The sequence below is a fragment of the Aeromonas sp. MTB genome (assembly GCF_056632455.1).
In genome coordinates this window covers 2,378,023-2,397,327 of record NZ_CP147026.1, presented here as the reverse complement: position 1 = coordinate 2,397,327, position 19,305 = coordinate 2,378,023, and the positions used below count along the sequence as shown (strand labels likewise).

Below are 19,305 nucleotides of genomic sequence, written 5' to 3'. Positions count from 1 at the left end.
TCTCTCCTGATGTCGATGGTCATTGTTGATGATCGCTATTACACAAATAGCGGACAAAAAAGAGGCACGCATGGCGTACCTCAGGAAACGGGTTTGTGAGCGCGCTGCTCCAGATGGGTCAGCAAGGTAATGGCGCCAATGATGATGGCGGCGCCAAGCCACAGACGGCCGGGGGCGCCCAGCCAAATACCAGCCAGCCCGCCAGCACGTTCATCGGCAGCTTGGCAAAATCGAAAGGTTGTACGAAGGAGGCTCCGCCACGCTGTAAGCACGAGCGATGGACATCTGGGCCAGCGCCGTCAGCACGCCGGAGGCGGCTACCAGCAGCCATTGGCTCTCGCTCGGCCACTGCCACTCCGGCAGTGCCAGCATGACGTTGAACGGGGTACTGAAGATAAGCAGATACACCACTATGGTGTGGGATGATTCGTTGGCTGCCTGATAGCGCACCATCAGGGAGTAACCTGCCCAGAACAGCGCCGCCGCCACCGGCAGCAGGGAGGCCCAGTTGAACTCGTCAGTCCAGGGGGCGAGGATCAGCATGGCGCCGGCAAAGCCCGCCAGGGTGGCCAGAATGCGGGCGCGGCTCACCTGCTCCTTGAGCAGCAGCGCGGAACCCAGGGTGGCAAACAGCGGCGAGGTCATCAGCAGGGCGATCCCCTGCCAGATGGGGACGGGGTACGCCAGCGCCCAGAGCCAGAGCTGGATGCCGATCACCGCCAGCAATACCCGCAACAGGTGCAACCGGAACTGATTGGTCATCAGGGATTGGCGCAAGCCATGACGAACCAGCCAGGGCAACAGGCAGATCAGGGCGATCAGGTATTGATGAAAGGCGACCTGAGTAGAGGCAAGGCCGAGTTTGAAGCTGACATACTGGCTCAGGCTGTTGACGGCGGCGAAGCAGAGTCCTGCCACCATCATCCAGACTGCACCGGCCAAAGGAGAGTGCCTGCGCGAGGGTATCATGGGATCCGGGTCGCTGGAAAAAAGTGCGGCGGATCATAACGGCAATCGTTTGTTCTGCCAAGGGTTGAAGCGCGGCCGCGAGATTGGCTGGCGAGGAAGTGGCCTTTCATCAAAAATTTTGAACAAGTTGAGCATCTATTTTCGCTATCAGCAAATAAGCACAATGTTTAGAGTGACCTCCATCGACAGCAACGCTGTTCAACCGACAACCAAATGGAGTTTCACCATGGCCAATATCCTCGTACTCAAATCCAGCATCCTGGGTCAATATTCCCAATCCAACGCCCTGATCGACGGCTTCCTGGCTGATCATCAAGATGATGCCGTCACCGTGCGTGATTTGGCTGCCCTCAACCTGCCGGTGCTGGATGGCGAGCTGGCCTCCGGCCTGCGCGGTGGTGATAACCTGAGCGAGCGTCAGTTGGCAGTGATCGCCCAGTCCGACGAGCTGATCGCCGAACTCAAAGCAAGCGACTTGGTGGTGATTGCGGCCCCCATGTACAACTTCAACATCCCGACCCAGCTGAAAAACTGGATCGATCTGGTGGCTCGCGCTGGCGTCACCTTCCGCTATACCGAGACCGGTCCGGTCGGTATGGTTGAAAATACCCGTGCGCTGGTGATCAGCCCCCGTGGCGGCATGCACGTTGGCAGCGCCACCGATCTGGTCACTCCCTACATGCGTACCGTGCTCGGTTTCATCGGTATCAAAGAGGTGGATTTCATCTACGCCGAAGGGATGGGAATGGGTCCGGATGCCCAGAGCAAGGGGATGGAAGCGGCCAAAGCGCAGCTTGAGGCTCTGGCTATCTAAGGGCTCTCTCTATAAGGGCTATCTATCCCGTCAGGGGTTATCTCTTCAAGGGGTTGCCCCGCGAGATACAAGAACGCAGCCATCAGGCTGCGTTTGTTTTTGGGCTAGATATGATTGCGACAGACGTTGCTGCTACAGAGAGTATCAGGGCAAGTGGTCGGTATAGACGTTCTGACAGAGTCACTACTCCATCATAAAGCGGCGACAACCGCGTACCAGCAGCAGCGCCACCGCGACCAGCAGGCCAAGCAAGAGGGTGGTCAGCCACTGTTCGGTACTTTGCGGCAAGTGGGGCGTGAAGAGGCTGATCATCAACAGGGTACAGAGCGTGATCAACAGGCTCTGTCGGGTCATCAATATCATGGGGTCATCCTTGGTTTGCTCACCTGAAACGATTTTAATGCCCTCTTGTGACAGGGTGATGTATCCGTGCATCACCCTGTTGGGGCTCTTCAGACCATATCAGGTTTTTACCGCAGAGCCAGTGCCATCACTGGCCCTGTGATCCCGATCCCGCTAGCTCTCTTTATCTGAACTGTTTCTGTGCTGGCTGGTAGTGAAAATCGCCGCCAGCGAGCCGCGCTTCCAGTGCAGCCTGATCGATCTCGTGCGCCTTGCAGAGATCATCCAGGTCGTCATAGCGATCACGCAGCTGCATATTGACGACGCTCAGCAGCATGTTGATGTCCATGGTGGCGAACTTTTTCAAATCCATGATTATTTCTCCCGATCCAGTGATTGCAGCTGCTCAATGGCGGCGCTGACGCTGTGCAGATGCTGGCGGATCGCCTCGCGGGATTCGCTCGGCAGATAGTCGGTCAGGGTGTGTTGCCAGCTGCCAGCTTCACTCTTGAGCTGCAGGAAGAGGGCGAGCCCAGCATTGGTGAGGGAGACCAGGCTGATGCGTTTGTCCTGCTCGCTGCTCTCGGTAAAGATGATCCCTTTTTCGACCAGACGGCGGATCTCGCGGGAGATGCGCACCTTGTCCATGCCGCTCGCCTCGACCAGCTCTTTCTGGCTGATGGGGTAGTTGGGGCCGAGCACCATCATCAGGCGCCACTGCGGCACGGTCAGCTGGTAGCGCTGTTCATAAAACTGTTCGAAGGTATCCCGTAGCATCTCGGCGGCATGTACCAACTGATAGGGCGGGTAGTGAGCGAGTAACGCTATGATTTTTGACATATTACACCCTGCTGTGACGGCTGCATCAGATGCAGTTTCTTTTGATACTTTGACATTGATGATACGAAACTCAAGCTGATTTGTCTGACCCGGTTGCGATGAAATGTGCGGTGGCGCACGCCCTCAAGGAAAAACCGGGTCTGACCGACGGGATTTTAAGCCAACACTGTTCAGCCTTTACGCAACCAGATGAGGGCGTTCTGCTTGAGCCAGGCCTCGCGTGTGTGGATGGCGTAGAGCGCGGCCTCGTCGCGGCTGCCCGCTTGCCAGCTTTGTGGCTCCTGTTTGGGCAGCTTGCGCTGACCCAGCAGGCAGGCCGGAATGTGCGGGTTGGCCTCGATGGCGACCAGCAGATGGGGCTTGGCTGCCTCGGCACCCTCGGTAGCAAAGACCATCAGCGCCTTGTTATAGAGCAACCAGCTGGAGGCTTCATCGAAGCGCACCAGCAGGGCGGCCAACGCCTGCCAATCCCCTTGCAGTGCATAGAGGGTGGAGAGGTTGTAGCGGCAACCCAGCTCATCGGCTACGCAGATTGTCAGCAGCGCCAGATACTCCGCTTTGGCCTCGCCCAGCTTGCCAAGGCGCAGCAGGCAGTCGGCGCGGCCGGCTCTGGCGGCCAGCAGAGGACGCAGCTCGGGGGCACTCCAGCCGTGGCCGGCGATTTGCTGCCAGAAGGCTTCATCAAAGAGCGGAGTGGCATCGGCGATGATCTTCTCGAACCAGCCGAGGCGGGCCTGATGATCGCGGCAGCTGTCGGCCAGCTCGAACCAGGTCTGCCACTGCTGGGCCTGCTCGCCATTGAGGGTGACATCAGCGCTGGGGGCGGCCTGATACTGGTCGAGGTTGAGCAGCTGGTTGAGGGCGGTTTTCATATTCTGGCGCTGGCGTTTGCAGAACTCGACAAAGGGGAGTTCACTGGCGGCGGCGCTATAGAGCATCTGGGCCATCTGCTTGTCGCGAAACAGGCTCAGCTCGGCGGCCAGACTGAAGCGGTACTGGGTGGTCGGGTCGTTCAAATCCTTCGGCTTGGGCCAGGTGGCAAAACCCATGCTGAAGCCATAACACCATTGACCGAGGGGGTGGCTCTGTTCGAACACCTGCTCGGGGTTATCGCTGGGCAGGCGGCACTGGCTGGGCAGGGCCAGCTGGGCGTCGTCGGCTTGGGATTCCAGTTCGGCGATCAGGTGGTTGAGGGCTTCTGCGCTTTTTTCATCCAACTCGGCATCCTGTTCCAGCAGACCAGCCAGCGGGCGTTGCCAGTCAGGGCTTTCCGGCCCCACCAGACGAGCACAGAGAAAACCGTGCAGGGCCGGGTAGGTCATGTCCTGATCGCTGTGGCTCTGGATCCATTGATTAAGATGGCGGGTACGAGTGGATGGGTTCATCGACAGTTCCTCTGGATTTGAACAGCCGCGAAGTCTACCTAAAAGTGGGGTTATTTGCAGCAAATGGCCGCCTGTTTGGCGATTTAATCACCATTGGCGGATAAGATAGGGGAGAAAGGGCGGCTCGTGGTGGCTTGGGGACTAGGCCGGATCACCGCTCTTGAGGTAACATGCGCGCCCATAGGGGCCATGATCAATTGGTCCATCCGGGTAATGAAAAAAGAGAGCACCATGATACAGATTGGCAAGATGAACACCCTCACCGTTGTTGAACTCGAAGATCGCGGCGCCTGGCTTGCGGCCGATGAGTACGGTGAACTGCTGCTGCCCAAGCGTCAACTGCCAGAAGGGGTGAAAGAGGGGGATAGCGTGCAGGTCTTCCTCTATCTGGATGCCGACTGCGAACCGGTGATCACCACCGACAAGCCATTTGCCATGGTGGACGAATTTGCCGGTCTGAAAGTGGTCAATGCCAACAAGATTGGTGCTTTCCTCGACTGGGGCATGAAAAAGGATCTGTTTGTGCCCAGCCGCGAGCAGAACAAGCCGATGCAGGTGGGCCACGTCTATCTGGTGCGTCTGCAACTGGATAACGAAGGGCGCATGGTCGGCACCAGCCGCATCGAGCGTTTGCTGACCCCGGCCGGCAGCAACTTCAAGGTTGGTGACGAAGTGACCGCGCTGCCGGGTGAGCACTCGCCCCTTGGCATCAAGGTGATCGTCAACGGTCAGTATCCCGGCATGCTGTTCAAGAACGAAGTGTTTGGCCGGGTGATGACCGGTCGGCCGCAAACCGCCTGGGTCAAGCAGGTGCGCGAAGATGGCAAGCTCGATCTGACCCTGCAAAAGCCGGGTCTGGCGCGGGTTGATGACGCTGGTGAGCGCATTCTGAGCCGGATGAAAAAGCAGGGCGGCAGTCTAGCGGTGGGTGACAAGAGCGAACCCGAGCTCATCTACAAGCTGTTCAGCATGAGCAAGGGTACCTTCAAGAAGGCGATCGGCGGCCTCTACAAGCAGGGCAAGATCGTCATCGAAGATAACGCCATCACTCTGGTGGCCACAGAGACCGACTCGGCCGTGGATAGCGAATAAGATGCCGAGTCCCTGTGTTGGCCTCTGCAAGGCGAAAGACGGGCTTTGCCTTGGTTGTGGCCGCACCTTGACCGAGATCGGCCACTGGTCGGCGATGGATAGCAAGGCCCAGCTGGCGGTGATGGCCGAGCTGAATGGCTCGAAAAGCACCCACCGCTGTCCGGGTTGTGGCGAACCGGCCTATTGCGCCGTCTCTGCCGGTCAGACCATCGCCCAGTGCTGGTGCAGCCAGTTGCCGGTATTGCCGATGCAGGAGGCCAGCGCTTGCTGGTGCCGCCGCTGTCTGGCCAAGGCCATCGCAGCGCAGGATTAGCAGAAAACAGCAATAAGAGTGCACGGAAACAAGAAAGGCGCCGATGGCGCCTTTTTTATGCCTGCTGCTGGCGATGCCAGCGCACATGCACTTGATCTTCGGTCAGTAGACGGGGCAGCAGGAAGGTGGCGAAGATCACCTCAAACTCATCCTGATGATCCAGCAAACCGACCCACACTTCGACCCAGCGCTCCATATCGACCGGCTCACCCAGCTCGGTCGACCAGTCGGCATTGGGCAGGGTTGCCTCCACGGCGCCACGCTGCTCAAACTCCAGGGTGATGTCGACTATTTGTTCGGGGGCCAGCATATCGGCGGCCTGCTCAAGAAACTGATCATAGGCCCATTCGACCAGCTGATCCGGGGTACGCTGTTCCATGAAATCACTCCAGATACATCGAGGTTCGCTACTGTAACAATTATTGGCTGTGGCGGCCAGACCAGTGCACCGGGCGTGGCTGACCTGTCCAAGTTGCCGTTGGGGGAGTATGGTTAAGGCGCGGATCATCTGGCAGGGAGTAAGGGGATGAAGCAGCGGGGACGGCGGCAACAGATCAAGCGACGGCGCGAGGCCTGGTGGTGGCACTATCTGCCGCTTCACCGCGAGACGGTGGGCGGCCATCTGGGCCCACCGGAGAAATCCGATGAGCCCTGAGGATCAGTCTGCCTGATGCACCCGATTGAGGGTGATCTGGCCCAGTTGACCCATTTGGCGGCGGATCCAGACCGAGCGCTTCTGCACATAGGGTGAAGGGGGCTTGACCCGATAACGCCACGGATTGGGCAGGGCGGCGGCCAGCAGGGATGACTCGTAGCGGGTCAAGCGGCTGGCCGGTTTGCCAAAGTAGGTGCGGGCGGCGGCTTCGGCGCCATAGATGCCGGGGCCGAACTCCACGATATTGAGATAGACCTCGAGAATGCGGGCTTTGTCCCAGCCCAGCTCCATCAGCAGGGTAAACCAGGCCTCCAGCCCCTTGCGCAGGAAGCTGCGATCACTCCACATAAAGAGGTTCTTGGCGGTCTGCTGGCTGAGGGTGCTGGCACCGCGCACCCGTTCGCTGTGCTGGTTGTGCTTGAGTGCGGCGTTGATGGCATCCATGTCAAAGCCGTTGTGATCGGCAAAGCGCTGATCCTCGGCGGCGATCACCGCCAGCTGCAGCTCCTTGGAGATGGACGCCAGATCTACCCATTGATGGCGCACCTGGGTGATCTTGGCGGGCGGAAACAGGGCCCGCTCGATACGCCAGCTCCACATCGGCGGATCGATAAAACGCAGCAAGGCGACCGAGCCGACCGAGCAGAGCAGCCCGGCCAGCGCGATCTTGCCTGCCCACCTCAACACCCGGCGCCCAAACGATGCTGATGGACGTACGGGGGCCACGGCGTCAGGGCCAGACTCCCACTGATAGTGGCTGGGATCATCGGGATCCGGAATTATTGGGGCAGCCATTCGATGTGGCAGAACTTCTCGTCAACACGGCGGGAGAGCAGCATGCGGGCAAACAAGTGCTCATACTCTTGTTCTTCATTGCCAAGGCCAACCCAGATCTCGGCATAGTCGGTGTCGCTCACCGCAAATCCCACGTCCGCTTCCCAGTCATCGGCCGGGTCGGTTTCGGCCAGCAGGCCGCGGTCGTTGAACTCCTGATTGAAGCGGGCGATCTCCTGCTCCGGCAGGTTGTCAGAGGCCAGCTCCATAAAGAGTTCAAGGGCGGTATCGAGCAGTTCCTCGACGCTGTGCATTTCGTCATTCATAGACATAAGCGGTCTGTTCCAGAAAAGAGAAAAAGGTGCCATCACAGATCACAGCCTGCGGGGCGGCGCTATTCTAGCGGTCGGCAGACCCCTTGGCGAGATGAGGCGAACCGCTGTGACCTGTTTTTGTGCCAATAAAAAACCGGATCCAGTGACAGGATCCGGTCTTCATTGGGGGAAGGGGTCACGCATAGGGCGTCAGCTCATCCCTTCTTGTCATCGGCGAAGGTGATGTTGAGCTCCAGTACCGACAGCTCATCACTCTTCTGATCCAGTTGGACGGTTATCTTCTCCGGATCAATGTTGACGTATTTGCGGATCACATCGAGGATGTCCTGCTTGAGCTGGGGCAGGTAATCCGGCCCCCCTCTGGATGAACGCTCGTGAGCAACAATGATCTGCAACCGCTCTTTGGCCAGTTGTGCGGTGTTCTGTTTCTTGTTGGAACGAAAATAATCCAATAATGACATGTTTAACTCCCGAACAGTCGGCTAAAGAAGCCCTTCTTCTCTTCTTCCAGAAAACGAAATTCCTTGGCATCGCCCAGCAGGCGGGACACCGCATCTTCGTAGGCCTGACCGGCATCGGACTCCTTGTCCAGAATAACCGGTTCGCCGGAGTTGGAGGCGCGCAGCACCGCCTGGGACTCCGGGATCACCCCGAGTAGCGGGATGGCCAGGATCTCCTGCACATCCTGCACGCTCAGCATGTCGCCGCGGTTGACGCGGGTCGGGCAGTAGCGGGTCAGCAGCAGGTGCTCCTTGATGGGGTCTTCGCCACGCTCGGCGCGACGGGACTTGGAGGCCAGGATGCCAAGGATGCGGTCGGAGTCACGCACGGAAGAGACTTCCGGGTTGGTGGTGACGATCGCTTCGTCGGCAAAATAGAGCGCCATCAGTGCGCCCGCCTCGATCCCTGCCGGGGAGTCGCAGACGATGTAATCGAACTTCATCTCCGCCAGCTGATCCAGGATCTTCTCGACCCCCTCACGGGTGAGGGCATCTTTGTCCCGGGTCTGGGAGGCGGGCAGGATAAACAGATTTTCCGAGCGTTTGTCCTTGATCAGCGCCTGATTGAGGTTTGCTTCCCCGTTGATGACGTTGACGAAGTCATACACAACGCGCCGCTCGCAGCCCATGATGAGATCCAGGTTTCTCAGACCGATGTCAAAGTCAATGACCACTGTCTTGTGACCACGCTGGGCTAAGCCGGTGCTCAGGGCCGCACTGGTTGTGGTCTTGCCAACGCCACCTTTACCCGATGTAACGACTATGATTCGCGCCATTCTCGCTTCCTTGTAACTCTATTTGATACGGTCTATTCGGAGTTGTTCGTTGTCCAGCCGGACGTGTACCGGTTGCTGGATCAGGCCTGCCGGCAATGCATCGCTCAGCTGGAATGTGCCCGCGATGGAGAGCAGCTCGGCCTGTAATTGCTGGCAATAGATCCGGGCCTGGGTGTTGCCCCGGGCACCGGCAATGGCTCTGCCACGCAGGGTGCCATAAATATGAATGCTGTCGTCGGCGAGCACTTCGGCTCCCGGACTGACGGACCCCAGCACCACCAGCGAGGTGCCGGCGGCGTAAATCTGCTGGCCGGAACGAACAGGTCCCACATGTACCTTGCTCGGGATCAAGGGGGCGGGTTCGGGCTCGGGAACCACCTCAGGGGCGGCTGGCGCGGGGGCAGGCTCGGGTTCCGGTTCGCTCTTGCGACTCTTGCCCGAGGCCATCACGGCCAGTCCCACCGCCTTGGCGGCTGTCTTCATCTCTTCACTGCGCGCCCCCGTGATGCCGACCAGCACAAACTCTTCGGACTCCACCAGCTCCTTGAGCTGTTCGAAATCGGGAATATGTTCCAGTCGGGAAACATTGATCACCAGCGGCGCACAATTAAAAAAGTAGGGTGCCTGGGCCACTTTTTCGGCCAACAACTGACGGATCCGCTCAGGCTCGCCATCGCTGATATGCAACACAGAAATAGTGAAGGTGGTCCCTTTCAATTCGTTATCGCGCTCAACCATGAATCTTCCCCGAGGCAGAGATGCTAATCCGTTATTGTTATTCAATTCCTGATGTTATAGTTTGCCCCCATCAGAGGCAATAAACTCGTCGGATTATATCAATTTCCATGTTGTGTGCAGTCTATAAAAGTCGCAAAAAAGCCGAGACCTACCTTTTTGTTGAAAAAAGAGAGGATTTCTCCCGCGTTCCCGAGCCATTGCTGAGCGCATTCGGGCGTCCCGAGCTGGTGCTGATGACCAAGCTGGATCCGGCCAAGCCCTTGGGGCTGGCTGATGTCGGCAAGGTGATGGCCGCGCTGACCAACCAGGGGTTCTACCTGCAGGTGCCACCGCCCCCCGAGAATTTGCTGGAGCAGCACAAGGCCAGCCTGAAAAAACCATCCTGAATATCCAGCCCCGTTGTGTGATCTGCCCAGCGGGGCTAATTCTTTGTGACTCTGCATGACGCATTCCGGCTCCGGAGAGGTAGCTTGCGATAATCCCGTGACAGGATCTGGCCAAATTAAACCCTCCCTTTGGTGATATTCACTTTTCGCTGTTTAAATAGAAAGTCAATCTGCTCCCAACACCATATCGTCAACCTTTGCTGGCGCTCACAAAAATAGCGAGTGGCGCGTACTCATATCCTCCATTTCAACGGCTATTGGCTCATTCATCGATTATTTTCAGCCTCTTCCTTGGGCGTTTTTTTGGCCTCCACTGCGTGATGAGTTGTCCATCAAAGTGCGAGTAAAGAGGGCGGTGATAACTGTACTAAAACCAGTTTGTGCGATGCGCTGTGGCCAAAATGATGAGCTAACCCCCTGTTTGTGTGCTTGATTGTTTGCCCTGATCACGAAAGTGCCACATAGGTGGAAATCAATGTGGCGGCGTGATAATCCGCAGGGTGAGTGGTAACCGCGTCTTGCCAAACAAGGGTATGACCAAAGGGGGGGGATATTGAGCTGAGGGGTCATCTCGATATCGATTAGTTGTGAAAGCGTGACCGGGGCAAGATAGCGGGTAAAGGTTACTGGCAGGGTAGAATGTCGCTTCCAATCCATTGAGACGAGTTAATCAAGGGATGTAATTAGAGAGGTATGCAGACAAGGCAATCCGCATTGCGGTGGCGTAGCAGGGGTATATCAGCGACGCCCTACAGTGAAATGGTCGGTATGCCGGTATAAGTGCCCGGCATCCCATTCGGGCAATAAAAAAGGCGGGATATCCCGCCTTTGTTCAGATGAGGGTCGCAACCCCTATTTATTCGCAAGCAACCTGCATCACCTTGATGGCCAGACCACCACGGGAGGTTTCACGGTACTTGGAGTCCATGTCCTTGCCGGTGATGTACATGGTCTCGATCACCTTGTCCAGGGAGACGCGCGGCTTGGAGGTACGACGCAGGGCCATACGGGAGGCGTTGACAGCCTTCATGGCTGCGATGGCGTTACGCTCGATGCAAGGCACCTGTACCTGACCGGCAACCGGATCACAGGTCAGACCCAGGTTGTGCTCCATACCGATCTCGGCAGCTTCGCAGACGTGCTCCGGGCTACCGCCCATCAGCTCGGTCAGACCGGCAGCGGCCATGGAGCAGGAGACACCCACTTCACCCTGACAGCCCACTTCGGCGCCGGAGATGGAGGCGTTCATCTTGTAGAGGATGCCGACGGCACCGGCAGCCAGATAGAAACGGGTGTACTCGTCACGGCCAACCGGCTGGATGAACTTGTCGTAGTAAGCCAGTACGGCCGGGATGATACCGGCAGCGCCGTTGGTCGGGGCAGTGACCACGCGGCCACCGGCAGCATTCTCTTCACTCACGGCCAGAGCGAACATGTTGACCCAGTCAACGATGTTCATCGGGTCGCTCGAGAGGTTCTCGTTGGTGTTGAGCTGACGGTAGAGCGGTGCGGCACGACGAGGTACACGCAGCGGGCCGGAGAGAACGCCTTCGGTACGGCAGCCGCGCTCGATACCTTCACGCATGGTGTTCCAGATCTTGCCGAACTTCTTGTAGATCTCTTCCGGAGTGTTGAAGCACTTCTCGTTTTCCATCATCAGGGCAGAGATGGAGAGACCGGTCTGGCTGCAGTGGGCAACCAGCTCAGCGGCGCTCTTGAACGGATAGCGTACGGACATGTCGCCGCTGTCAGCCTTGCCGAAGTTCTCTTCGTCAACGATGAAACCGCCACCGATGGAGTAGTAGGTCTTGCTGTAGACCACTTCATCTTCGATCAGCGCAGTCAGCTTCATGCCGTTTTCGTGCAGCGGCAGGGCTTCGTCGTGGAATACCATGGCGTCACGCGGGAAGCTGACGGTGTGGCAGTGCAGGCCAATCGGCAGACGCTCGGTCTGCTCAACACGGGAGATAAACTCGGGGATGGCATCGATATCGACATTTTCCGGCAGGTTGCCAGCCAGGCCCATGATGATGGCGGTGTCGGTATGGTGGCCTTTGCCAGTCCAGGAGAGGGAGCCGTAGACATCGACATTGATCCGGGTTACATCGCGGATCTTGCCGCCCGCGCGCAGCTCGTCAACAAACTGTTTGGCCGCTTTCATCGGGCCAACAGTGTGGGAAGAAGAGGGGCCTACACCGATTTTGAAGATATCAAAAACGCTGATCATGTCACTATTACCTCAGGGTAGAAGGGGGCGGCATGCCCACTCACAGAAATTTGGGAGATCCATGGAACGCGCTTGTCAGCGCAGGTCACAGAACCAGATAACCGTAGTGTAACGGCTCCAGACCTAAAAAAAGTTGAAATAGATCTATTTTTGTTGAATCTGAGGCGCGAGTATAAAATTTATTTTTGTGCTTATCCATTTTGTTAAGCGTTTGCCCATAAAAATACCCGGCGATGCCGGGCATTTAGGAACCAAATGGAGTCATTTGCCATTTTTTAACATTCGGTAATGTTAACGGCGAGGCCGCCACGGGCCGTCTCCTTGTATTTGGTCTTCATGTCGTTGCCGGTTTCCCACATGGTCTTGATCACCTTGTCGAGCGACACCTTGTGCTCGCCGGTGCCGCGCAGGGCGAGGCGGGCGGCATTGATCGCCTTGACCGCCCCCATGGCGTTGCGCTCGATGCAGGGCACTTGCACCAGTCCGCCTATGGGATCGCAGGTGAGGCCGAGATTGTGCTCCATGCCGATCTCGGCGGCGTTCTCCACCATGGCCGGGCTGCCACCCAGCAGTTCGGTCAGCGCGCCAGCCGCCATGGAGCAGGCGACTCCCACTTCCCCCTGACAACCCACTTCGGCGCCGGAGAGGGAGGCGTTCTTCTTATATAAGATGCCGATGGCAGCCGCGGTGAGGAAGTAGCGGATCAGCGTCTCGTCATCCACCTTGTGGACGAAGCGATCGTAGTAGTGCAGCACGGCGGGGATGATGCCCGCAGCGCCATTGGTGGGGGCGGTGACCACCCGCCACCGGCGGCGTTCTCTTCATTGACGGCCAGCGCAAAGAGATCGACCCACTCCATCACCATCAGCGGATCCTTGTTGAAGTTGGTCTCGCAGCTTAGCTGGCGGAACAGCCCCGGGGCGCGGCGCCGAACCTTGAGGCCGCCCGGCAGCACCCCTTCGCTTTTGCAGCCTCGCTCGACGCAGCCCTGCATCGCCTGCCAGATCTTGCGCAGCCCCGCTTTTATCTGCTCATCGCTGCGAAAGACCCGCTCATTGGCCAGGATCAGCCCCGAGATGGAGAGGCCGCTCTCCTGACAGTGGGCCAGCAGTTGGGCGCCGCTGTCGAACGGGTAGGGGACAGGATGTTCGGCATCAGACTTGGCGGCCTCTTCCTTGGCGGTGGCAAAGTGGCTCTCTTCAATGATGAAGCCGCCCCCGATGGAGTAGTAGGTCTGGCTGAAGCGCAGGTTTTCCTCTTTATCAAAGGCCCGCAGAGTCATGCCATTGGTGTGGGCCGGCAGGGTTTTGCGGCGGTTGAAGATGATGGCACCGGTGCGTGGAAAATGGCTTGGTTGCTCGCCTGCCAACTGCAGGCTCTGCTCATTTTCCACTCGGGCCAGAATGGCGGGAATCGCATCGATATCGACCGATTCCGGTTCAAAGCCCGATAACCCCAGAATGATTGCCTTGCCGGTGCCGTGCCCTTTGCCGGTCTGGCCCAGCGAGCCGTAACACTCCACTTCGACCCGCGTGACCTGTGGCAGATGCCCTTGCAGCTTGAGCTGCTGGACGAAGGCGTAAGAGGCACGCATGGGGCCGACAGTATGGGAAGAGGAGGGGCCAATTCCGATGGAAAACAGGTCAAACACGCTGATCATGACATCAATCCGGTGATGGTTTATGTCTGTTTATTCTAGGATTTTTGCCGTGGATGGAAAGCGGGGATGTGCGGTGCTGTGACATGGACACAGATAATAGGGCTGGGGGTTGCCCAAGAAGGTTGAAGGGGCTGATCCCCTTCAACCGGCCTGATCAGTCGAGAAATTCGCACAGATAAGCTGTGGGGGTTTTCACTTCCAGTTTGAAGGAGGAGTGACCGGCCACCAGGAAGGATTCACCCTGGCTGTAGGTGTGCCACTCATCTTCATCAGCCAGCTGGATGGTGAGGGCGCCCTTGATCACTGTCATCCGTTCGGGGGCGGCAGTGTTGAACAGGTAGTCACCGGCGTTCATCACCCCGACGGTTGATTTCTCGCCTTTTTGTTCGAAACCGATGGATTTTACATTTCCGTCGAAATACTCGTTAACTTTCAGCATCTTTACATCCCTGTGTGTACGTTTGTGCAGCCAAACTAGCACAATCTTTTGCCAGTTGTCATGGGGGATGAGGTAAAAATAGCCGAGACCGCTTTGAATCTTCACTTTTTCGCAAACTTATTAATAGCCAAGGTTAATGATTTGCTGATTTAAAACAGCAATTAAATGTGAGATAACACGCGCAAACAGGGGAATGGGCAGCCGCTCATTCCCCTGTTTGGTTAATTGCACTGGGAAAGTGTGAATTTTGCTACATAAAGGAACATATTGTGTTAACTAAAGGACTCATTAAAAACATCGGCTTCCAGGTTGTGGTCGCCATGGTACTGGGCGCAGTGGTCGGCGCGTTCATGGGTGAACAAGCCACCGTGTTTGCACCGCTCGGTACCCTGTTTATCCAGCTGATCAAGATGCTGGTGATCCCGCTGGTGGCGGTAGCCATCCTCTCCGGCGCCGCCAATCTGGGCGCCAGCCCGGCGGCGGGCAAGATCGGTGCAGCGACGCTGGCCTTCTTTCTCGTGACCTCCGCGTTGGCCGTGTTGCTGGCACTGGTGATGGGGCAGATCTTCAAACCGGGTGTCGGGGTCGATTTCGCTTCCGTTGCCTCTATGTTTGGTGGTGACTATGCCGATAAAGGGGCGTTGCCTGATGCAGTCGCCACCTTGCTTGGCATGATCCCCACTAACGTCTTCAACTCCCTCAACGAAGCGAACATCCTGCAGATCCTGGTGTTCTGCATGTTCCTCGGCATTGCGCTGGCCAAACAGCCGCGCGAGCGGGCCAAGCCACTGGTCGATGGGCTCAATACCCTGGTGGATGCCTTCGTCTGGATGATCAACAAGGTGATGATCATCGCGCCGCTCGGGGTGTTCGGTCTGATGGCTGAGGCCATCGGTACCTATGGCTTCGATGTGCTGACCCTGGTACTCAAGCTGTTCGTGGTCTATGTGGCTGCCATCCTCATCTTCGGCTTTGTGGTCTATCCGCTGCTGGTGATGATGTTCTCCAACACGCCGGTAATGAAGTACCTCTCTGCCATGAAGAAGCCGCAGATCGTGGCCTTCTCCACCGCCTCTTCCATGGCGACCCTGCCGGTCAATATGGAGACCTGCGAGCATGATCTGAAAGTGACCAACGCGACCGCCTCCTTCGTGTTGCCGCTGGGTGCCACCATCAACATGAGCGGCAACGCCATCTATTACGGTCTGGTCGCCATCTTCTTCGCGCAGGTTTACAACATCGATCTGAGCGTCGGCGCCTGGGCGGCCATCATTGTGACCTCCACTCTGGGGGCGATCGGTCAGGCCGGTGTGCCGGGCCCAAGCTTCCTGGTGGTTGCCGTGCTGTTGGCGGCCGGGATCCCCATTGAAGGGTTGCCGCTGCTGTTCGCGCTGGATCGTCTGTTCGACATGATCCGCACCTCCCTCAATATCACCGGCGATGCGGCCTGTGCTGTCATTGTTGACCGCTTTAGCCCGGAATATGACCCAGAGCGTTGGAACAAGGCATAACTGCTTTGAGCTGGACTGAGATATAACAGCCCTGAGCTGACACTGCGTAACGCGAGCCCCTGCCATGATGGCGGGGGCTTTTTTATATCTGCCGGACAAGTATCAGAGTAAAGGTGTGCACAAGAGATTGCTGACGGATTTAGCTGTGTTGAATGGAGAGTACAGGAGGGGAAAACATCAGTTGTGGGCATGGGCCGTGTGGCTTCAACCGGCCTGTTGTAGATGACGGGGGAGGGGATTGTCAAACGGCGGGTAACAAAAAGGGGAGCCTTGCTCCCCTCGGATATGATCTGCTGCTGGTTCTACTCCATCAGGCCATATGGTTAAACCATCCTGGTTACACCCTTGTGGCGAAAGAAACAGCGTCAACGTGATGAAATCATATCTATGTTGACCATCTCGGCATTATTGCTGAAAAGCGCCAGTTGGTGGCGATTAAACAGACATGACAAAGAGGGTCGGTCCGGATTGATGCCTCTCTATCCGGCTCAGAACTGTGACAGTGAGGGCAGAGAGACAGCAACCAGGGTGAAAAACACCGTGAAAACGGCAGTAACGACAAACTCTTTCATTTTTCTCTCCCTAAGTTGTTGGTTGATGTAGTCAAGATACCATAACAAGGGGGTAAAACAAGGTGTGAGTTGATAAAATAGCTGTTTTATGTGTGTGGTTGGTTGAGATGGTTATTTTTGTCACATTGAGCTGATTTTATCACCTGCTCTGGCATGTCAGGCATTCAATATTCTGTTTTTATGATTATTTCATTTAAATTCAATTAGTTGGTAGGTTGCTGGCTGGCTTTGTGATGGGTTTTGTATGGGGCTTTAATGGCATTCAATAAGTTTTCCTCCTCGTAATAGTGTCATTAAGGTCATGAAAAGTGTGCGGGGCAATGATTTGACGACTCCTGACGTAGATAGTCCATCCAATAGAAGTCTATGGAGAGAGTCTGGTTGCCAACCCTTGTCACACCATCACTTTATCAGTCCGGAGTCTCCGCATTTTTACAGCAATACACTGGGTTCATAGGGAGGAGAGCCGTGCATCGGGGGGATACAGAGTAGCAGCTGGCTGTTTTATCACCGCCAATTTCCCCGTTGGCCTCGGAATAGACATGGCCGCAGCAAGAGTGAGGTGCGCAATAGGCCAGAGGCGTATTCTCTGGCTGGGCTGGGCTGGGCTGGGCTGGGCTGGGCTGGGCGCGAGTAGCGATTTGCGTGTGCATCTGCGTGAGTCATGTGAGTGCAATACGAGCGCAGCGCCGGAGCATGGTTGGGGAAGATATCTGAATCCCTTCTGCAAGATTGAGATATAAAAAGCGGCGTATGACTAGGAGGCTGAACAAGCTGGTTTCAGGGGCGACAGGGCGCAGTTCAACGCAAGCCTGTTCGCAGTGATAAAACATCCACGACGATACCGGAACTCTGTGCGTAGGCTGATGCCGGTTGGTGTGAGGAGGGGAAGGTTAGTAATCTGTCCTATGGCGCAAGGGTTGGGATCAGGCAACCCATATGGTGAGGGGCACACAGCGTGCCGATGCACCCGTTTTTGTAAGATATAAAAAAACCCTCCGATGGAGGGTTTTTGTCATCAACAGCCGGTAAAAAGCCGCGTGGCTTAGAACAGGGTGGTGGAGAGGTTGTACAGCTCCTGATCGAACGGACGCTTCATGTTCTCGATGCAGTCGATGATGTCGTGGTGTACCAGCTCGTTGCGCTGAATGCCGACGCAGCGACCACCGTGACCAGCCAGCAGCTGCTCAACGGCGTAGGCACCCATACGGCTGGACATGATGCGGTCACGAGCAGTCGGGGCACCGCCACGCTGGATATGACCCAGGATGGTGGCGCGGGTTTCACGACCGGTCAGGGCTTCGATGTCCTTGGCCAGCGCGTTCACGTCGGTAACGTGCTCGCAGATGGTGATGATGGCGTGCTTCTTGCCTTTGGCTTCGCCTTCCTTGATCTGCTTGAGCAGCTTCTCTTTGTCAAAAGCCACTTCCGGCACGATCACATATTCGGCACCACCGGCAACGGCGGCGGACATGGCCAGATCGCCACAGTGGCGACCCATGATCTCGACCACTGAGATACGGTGGTGGGAGCTGCAGGTGTCACGCAGACGGTCGATGGCGTCAACAACCACGTTCAGAGCGGTATCAAAGCCGATGGTGAAGTCGGTACCGGCGATGTCGTTGTCGATGGTGCCCGGCAGGCCGATGCAGGGGAAACCCTCTTCGGTCAGCTTCTTGGCACCCATGTAGGAGCCGTCACCACCGATGACGACCAGCGCATCGATACCGTGCTTTTTCAGGTTCTCGATCGCTTCGGCACGCACTGCGGGGTCTTTGAAGGCAGGGAAACGGGCAGAACCCAGGAAAGTACCACCACGGTTCACCACGTCGGAGACGCTGTGACGCTCCAGCTTAACGATGCGATCCTGGTGCAGACCGAGGTAGCCATCATAAATACCGTAAACTTCCAGGCCATGATGCAAACCGGCGCGAACCACGGCGCGAATGGCTGCGTTCATACCCGGTGCGTCGCCACCACTGGTCAAAACACCAATACGTTTGATTTGTTTGGTCATGAGTGCCTCTGGATCTGAGTTGTCAAATACGAATGTTTAAATAGACAAGCCACTTTTACTATATCGGCTTTCATATGGGATGCGGGGGCCACCATAGGAAAAGCGATACAAGAGAGGGGACGAGCCCCTCTCTATGCCGTAATCAGCGATTACTTGGCAGCGCCAGCGATGATCTGGGAGAAGTCGTCCACTTTCAGGGACGCACCACCGACCAGGCCACCGTCGATGTCCGGCTGACCGAACAGGTCGGCTGCAGTGGCGCCAGTGACGGAACCGCCGTACAGGATCTGTACTTTGGCAGCAACGGCGGCATCAAAACCGGCCAGGTACTGACGGATGTGAGCGTGAACGGACTGAGCGATTTCCGGAGTGGCAGTCTTGCCAGTACCGATGGCCCATACCGGCTCGTAAGCGATAACGGCGTTGTTGAAGGAGGCGATACCGCAACGGTCGATAACGGCTTTCAGCTGGGTCTCAACCACGTTCTTGGTCACGCCGGCTTCGAACTGCTCCAGAGTTTCACCGATGCACAGAACCGGGATCAGGCCGCCTTTCTGGATCGCTTCGTACTTGGCAGCAACCACGTCGTCACTCTCTGCGTGCAGGGTACGACGCTCGCTGTGGCCGACCAGAGAGTAGGTGCAACCAAAGGCTTTCAGCATGGAGGGGGCGTTCTCGCCGGTGAAGGCACCAGACTCGTGAACGTCAGCGTTCTGGGCACCGTAGGCAATCTTGCTGCCAGCGGTCAGTTGCTCAACCAGACCCAAAAAGATAACCGGCGGGCAGACGGCGACTTGCACAGAAGGATGAGCGGCAGCAGCCGGGGTCAGTCCTTTGATCAGAGCTTCTACAGAAGCCTTGGTGCCGTTCAGTTTCCAGTTACCCATTACCAGGTGCTGTCTCATCTTGTATATCTCCTAGGCATTTGATTGCGCGACATTATATGAATTGAACCGAGCC

At 57.0% G+C, this 19,305-nt stretch carries 20 protein-coding genes and 2 pseudogenes; 6 read left to right on the top strand and 16 right to left on the bottom strand.

All coding sequences use genetic code 11. The annotated features are described in order from the left end of the window. Positions 1 to 80: 80 nt before the first annotated feature. Positions 81 to 969, bottom strand: a pseudogene (locus tag WBR25_RS11000) (DMT family transporter). A gap of 226 nt (positions 970 to 1,195) precedes the next feature. Between WBR25_RS11000 and WBR25_RS10995 the strand changes: the two are divergent. Beyond that, entirely contained in the window at positions 1,196 to 1,783 is a 588-nt protein-coding gene (locus WBR25_RS10995; protein WP_069528160.1) for an FMN-dependent NADH-azoreductase, read from the top strand. A gap of 183 nt (positions 1,784 to 1,966) precedes the next feature. On the opposite strand, the gene WBR25_RS10990 is transcribed toward WBR25_RS10995, so the two are convergent. The 4 genes from WBR25_RS10990 to WBR25_RS10975 form a co-directional block, all read right to left on the bottom strand. After that, positions 1,967 to 2,146 (bottom strand): hypothetical protein, encoded by a 180-nt coding sequence (locus WBR25_RS10990; RefSeq protein WP_005336860.1) that lies wholly within the window; start codon positions 2,144 to 2,146, stop codon positions 1,967 to 1,969. A gap of 163 nt (positions 2,147 to 2,309) precedes the next feature. Next, the gene (locus tag WBR25_RS10985) at positions 2,310 to 2,498 is read right to left on the bottom strand and encodes a DUF4250 domain-containing protein (RefSeq protein ID WP_429106586.1); all 189 of its coding nucleotides are present in this window, start codon (positions 2,496 to 2,498) and stop codon (positions 2,310 to 2,312) included. A gap of 2 nt (positions 2,499 to 2,500) precedes the next feature. Then, positions 2,501 to 2,965 (bottom strand): MarR family winged helix-turn-helix transcriptional regulator, encoded by a 465-nt coding sequence (locus WBR25_RS10980; RefSeq protein WP_005336856.1) that lies wholly within the window; start codon positions 2,963 to 2,965, stop codon positions 2,501 to 2,503. A gap of 170 nt (positions 2,966 to 3,135) precedes the next feature. Then, a complete protein-coding gene (locus tag WBR25_RS10975; RefSeq protein ID WP_429106588.1) occupies positions 3,136 to 4,350 on the bottom strand; it encodes a UPF0149 family protein in 1,215 nt (404 codons plus the stop codon). A gap of 231 nt (positions 4,351 to 4,581) precedes the next feature. Here WBR25_RS10975 and WBR25_RS10970 point away from each other — a divergent pair, with 231 nt between their 5' ends. Both WBR25_RS10970 and WBR25_RS10965 read left to right on the top strand, forming a co-directional pair. Next, positions 4,582 to 5,442, top strand: a complete 861-nt coding sequence (locus WBR25_RS10970; RefSeq protein ID WP_429106590.1) for a CvfB family protein — start codon at positions 4,582 to 4,584, stop codon at positions 5,440 to 5,442. 1 nt (position 5,443) lies between these two features. Further along, the gene (locus WBR25_RS10965) at positions 5,444 to 5,755 is read left to right on the top strand and encodes a DUF1289 domain-containing protein (RefSeq protein ID WP_005360950.1); all 312 of its coding nucleotides are present in this window, start codon (positions 5,444 to 5,446) and stop codon (positions 5,753 to 5,755) included. A gap of 55 nt (positions 5,756 to 5,810) precedes the next feature. Here WBR25_RS10965 and WBR25_RS10960 read toward each other — a convergent pair whose 3' ends face one another. Then, the gene (locus tag WBR25_RS10960; protein ID WP_005336851.1) at positions 5,811 to 6,134 is read right to left on the bottom strand and encodes an HI1450 family dsDNA-mimic protein; all 324 of its coding nucleotides are present in this window, start codon (positions 6,132 to 6,134) and stop codon (positions 5,811 to 5,813) included. A 147-nt stretch (positions 6,135 to 6,281) separates the two neighbouring features. Between WBR25_RS10960 and WBR25_RS10955 the strand changes: the two genes are divergently transcribed. Then, complete coding sequence (locus WBR25_RS10955; RefSeq protein ID WP_267511908.1) at positions 6,282 to 6,410, top strand: hypothetical protein; 129 nt, start codon at positions 6,282 to 6,284, stop codon at positions 6,408 to 6,410. Between the two features lie 3 nt (positions 6,411 to 6,413). On the opposite strand, the gene mtgA is transcribed toward WBR25_RS10955, so the two are convergent. The 5 genes from mtgA to minC all read right to left on the bottom strand — a co-directional run bounded on the left by mtgA (position 6,414) and on the right by minC (position 9,533). Further along, on the bottom strand, positions 6,414 to 7,205 hold the full coding sequence (mtgA, locus tag WBR25_RS10950) for a monofunctional biosynthetic peptidoglycan transglycosylase (RefSeq protein ID WP_252657327.1): 792 nt from the start codon (positions 7,203 to 7,205) through the stop codon (positions 6,414 to 6,416). After that, positions 7,190 to 7,516, bottom strand: a complete 327-nt coding sequence (locus WBR25_RS10945) for an HI1450 family dsDNA-mimic protein (RefSeq protein ID WP_005352317.1) — start codon at positions 7,514 to 7,516, stop codon at positions 7,190 to 7,192. Before WBR25_RS10945 ends, mtgA begins: the two co-directional genes overlap by 16 nt. A gap of 197 nt (positions 7,517 to 7,713) precedes the next feature. After that, a complete protein-coding gene (minE, locus tag WBR25_RS10940; protein ID WP_005336848.1) occupies positions 7,714 to 7,980 on the bottom strand; it encodes a cell division topological specificity factor MinE in 267 nt (88 codons plus the stop codon). Between the two features lie 2 nt (positions 7,981 to 7,982). Further along, positions 7,983 to 8,795, bottom strand: a complete 813-nt coding sequence (gene minD / locus WBR25_RS10935; protein ID WP_005336847.1) for a septum site-determining protein MinD — start codon at positions 8,793 to 8,795, stop codon at positions 7,983 to 7,985. An 18-nt stretch (positions 8,796 to 8,813) separates the two neighbouring features. Next, a complete protein-coding gene (gene minC, locus WBR25_RS10930; protein WP_013723728.1) occupies positions 8,814 to 9,533 on the bottom strand; it encodes a septum site-determining protein MinC in 720 nt (239 codons plus the stop codon). 107 nt (positions 9,534 to 9,640) lie between these two features. Here minC and WBR25_RS10925 point away from each other — a divergent pair, with 107 nt between their 5' ends. Then, positions 9,641 to 9,919 carry a YcgL domain-containing protein gene (locus WBR25_RS10925; RefSeq protein WP_005360946.1) on the top strand — a complete coding sequence of 93 codons (279 nt, stop codon included), beginning with the start codon at positions 9,641 to 9,643 and terminating at the stop codon, positions 9,917 to 9,919. Positions 9,920 to 10,775: 856 nt separating this feature from the next. Here WBR25_RS10925 and WBR25_RS10920 read toward each other — a convergent pair. The 3 genes and pseudogenes from WBR25_RS10920 to ppnP all read right to left on the bottom strand — a co-directional run bounded on the left by WBR25_RS10920 (position 10,776) and on the right by ppnP (position 14,245). After that, positions 10,776 to 12,146: an L-serine ammonia-lyase gene (locus WBR25_RS10920; RefSeq protein ID WP_005336844.1), complete on the bottom strand. Its 1,371-nt coding sequence runs from the start codon at positions 12,144 to 12,146 to the stop codon at positions 10,776 to 10,778. A 275-nt stretch (positions 12,147 to 12,421) separates the two neighbouring features. Next, positions 12,422 to 13,806, bottom strand: a pseudogene (locus tag WBR25_RS10915) (L-serine ammonia-lyase). Between the two features lie 154 nt (positions 13,807 to 13,960). Next, positions 13,961 to 14,245 carry a pyrimidine/purine nucleoside phosphorylase gene (gene ppnP, locus WBR25_RS10910; protein ID WP_005336842.1) on the bottom strand — a complete coding sequence of 95 codons (285 nt, stop codon included), beginning with the start codon at positions 14,243 to 14,245 and terminating at the stop codon, positions 13,961 to 13,963. A 269-nt stretch (positions 14,246 to 14,514) separates the two neighbouring features. Between ppnP and WBR25_RS10905 the strand changes: the two genes are divergently transcribed. Continuing rightward, positions 14,515 to 15,756, top strand: a complete 1,242-nt coding sequence (locus tag WBR25_RS10905; RefSeq protein ID WP_005360943.1) for a dicarboxylate/amino acid:cation symporter — start codon at positions 14,515 to 14,517, stop codon at positions 15,754 to 15,756. A 1,617-nt stretch (positions 15,757 to 17,373) separates the two neighbouring features. On the opposite strand, the gene pfkA is transcribed toward WBR25_RS10905, so the two are convergent. Further along, entirely contained in the window at positions 17,374 to 18,345 is a 972-nt protein-coding gene (gene pfkA, locus WBR25_RS10900; protein WP_005336840.1) for a 6-phosphofructokinase, read from the bottom strand. A 149-nt stretch (positions 18,346 to 18,494) separates the two neighbouring features. Further along, positions 18,495 to 19,250 carry a triose-phosphate isomerase gene (gene tpiA, locus WBR25_RS10895; protein ID WP_120414341.1) on the bottom strand — a complete coding sequence of 252 codons (756 nt, stop codon included), beginning with the start codon at positions 19,248 to 19,250 and terminating at the stop codon, positions 18,495 to 18,497. Between the last annotated feature and the right edge of the window lie 55 nt (positions 19,251 to 19,305).

What these genes read in the sequence shown, in the direction of transcription:
- WBR25_RS10995 (WP_069528160.1), top strand. Translation starts at nt 1,196, where the DNA reads ATGGCCAATATCCTCGTACTCAAATCCAGCATCCTGGGTCAATATTCC.
- WBR25_RS10990 (WP_005336860.1), bottom strand. Translation starts at nt 2,146, where the DNA reads ATGATATTGATGACCCGACAGAGCCTGTTGATCACGCTCTGTACCCTG.
- WBR25_RS10985 (WP_429106586.1), bottom strand. Translation starts at nt 2,498, where the DNA reads ATGGATTTGAAAAAGTTCGCCACCATGGACATCAACATGCTGCTGAGC.
- WBR25_RS10980 (WP_005336856.1), bottom strand. Translation starts at nt 2,965, where the DNA reads ATGTCAAAAATCATAGCGTTACTCGCTCACTACCCGCCCTATCAGTTG.
- WBR25_RS10975 (WP_429106588.1), bottom strand. Translation starts at nt 4,350, where the DNA reads ATGAACCCATCCACTCGTACCCGCCATCTTAATCAATGGATCCAGAGC.
- WBR25_RS10970 (WP_429106590.1), top strand. Translation starts at nt 4,582, where the DNA reads ATGATACAGATTGGCAAGATGAACACCCTCACCGTTGTTGAACTCGAA.
- WBR25_RS10965 (WP_005360950.1), top strand. Translation starts at nt 5,444, where the DNA reads ATGCCGAGTCCCTGTGTTGGCCTCTGCAAGGCGAAAGACGGGCTTTGC.
- WBR25_RS10960 (WP_005336851.1), bottom strand. Translation starts at nt 6,134, where the DNA reads ATGGAACAGCGTACCCCGGATCAGCTGGTCGAATGGGCCTATGATCAG.
- WBR25_RS10955 (WP_267511908.1), top strand. Translation starts at nt 6,282, where the DNA reads ATGAAGCAGCGGGGACGGCGGCAACAGATCAAGCGACGGCGCGAGGCC.
- mtgA (WP_252657327.1), bottom strand. Translation starts at nt 7,205, where the DNA reads ATGGCTGCCCCAATAATTCCGGATCCCGATGATCCCAGCCACTATCAG.
- WBR25_RS10945 (WP_005352317.1), bottom strand. Translation starts at nt 7,516, where the DNA reads ATGTCTATGAATGACGAAATGCACAGCGTCGAGGAACTGCTCGATACC.
- minE (WP_005336848.1), bottom strand. Translation starts at nt 7,980, where the DNA reads ATGTCATTATTGGATTATTTTCGTTCCAACAAGAAACAGAACACCGCA.
- minD (WP_005336847.1), bottom strand. Translation starts at nt 8,795, where the DNA reads ATGGCGCGAATCATAGTCGTTACATCGGGTAAAGGTGGCGTTGGCAAG.
- minC (WP_013723728.1), bottom strand. Translation starts at nt 9,533, where the DNA reads ATGGTTGAGCGCGATAACGAATTGAAAGGGACCACCTTCACTATTTCT.
- WBR25_RS10925 (WP_005360946.1), top strand. Translation starts at nt 9,641, where the DNA reads ATGTTGTGTGCAGTCTATAAAAGTCGCAAAAAAGCCGAGACCTACCTT.
- WBR25_RS10920 (WP_005336844.1), bottom strand. Translation starts at nt 12,146, where the DNA reads ATGATCAGCGTTTTTGATATCTTCAAAATCGGTGTAGGCCCCTCTTCT.
- ppnP (WP_005336842.1), bottom strand. Translation starts at nt 14,245, where the DNA reads ATGCTGAAAGTTAACGAGTATTTCGACGGAAATGTAAAATCCATCGGT.
- pfkA (WP_005336840.1), bottom strand. Translation starts at nt 18,345, where the DNA reads ATGACCAAACAAATCAAACGTATTGGTGTTTTGACCAGTGGTGGCGAC.
- tpiA (WP_120414341.1), bottom strand. Translation starts at nt 19,250, where the DNA reads ATGAGACAGCACCTGGTAATGGGTAACTGGAAACTGAACGGCACCAAG.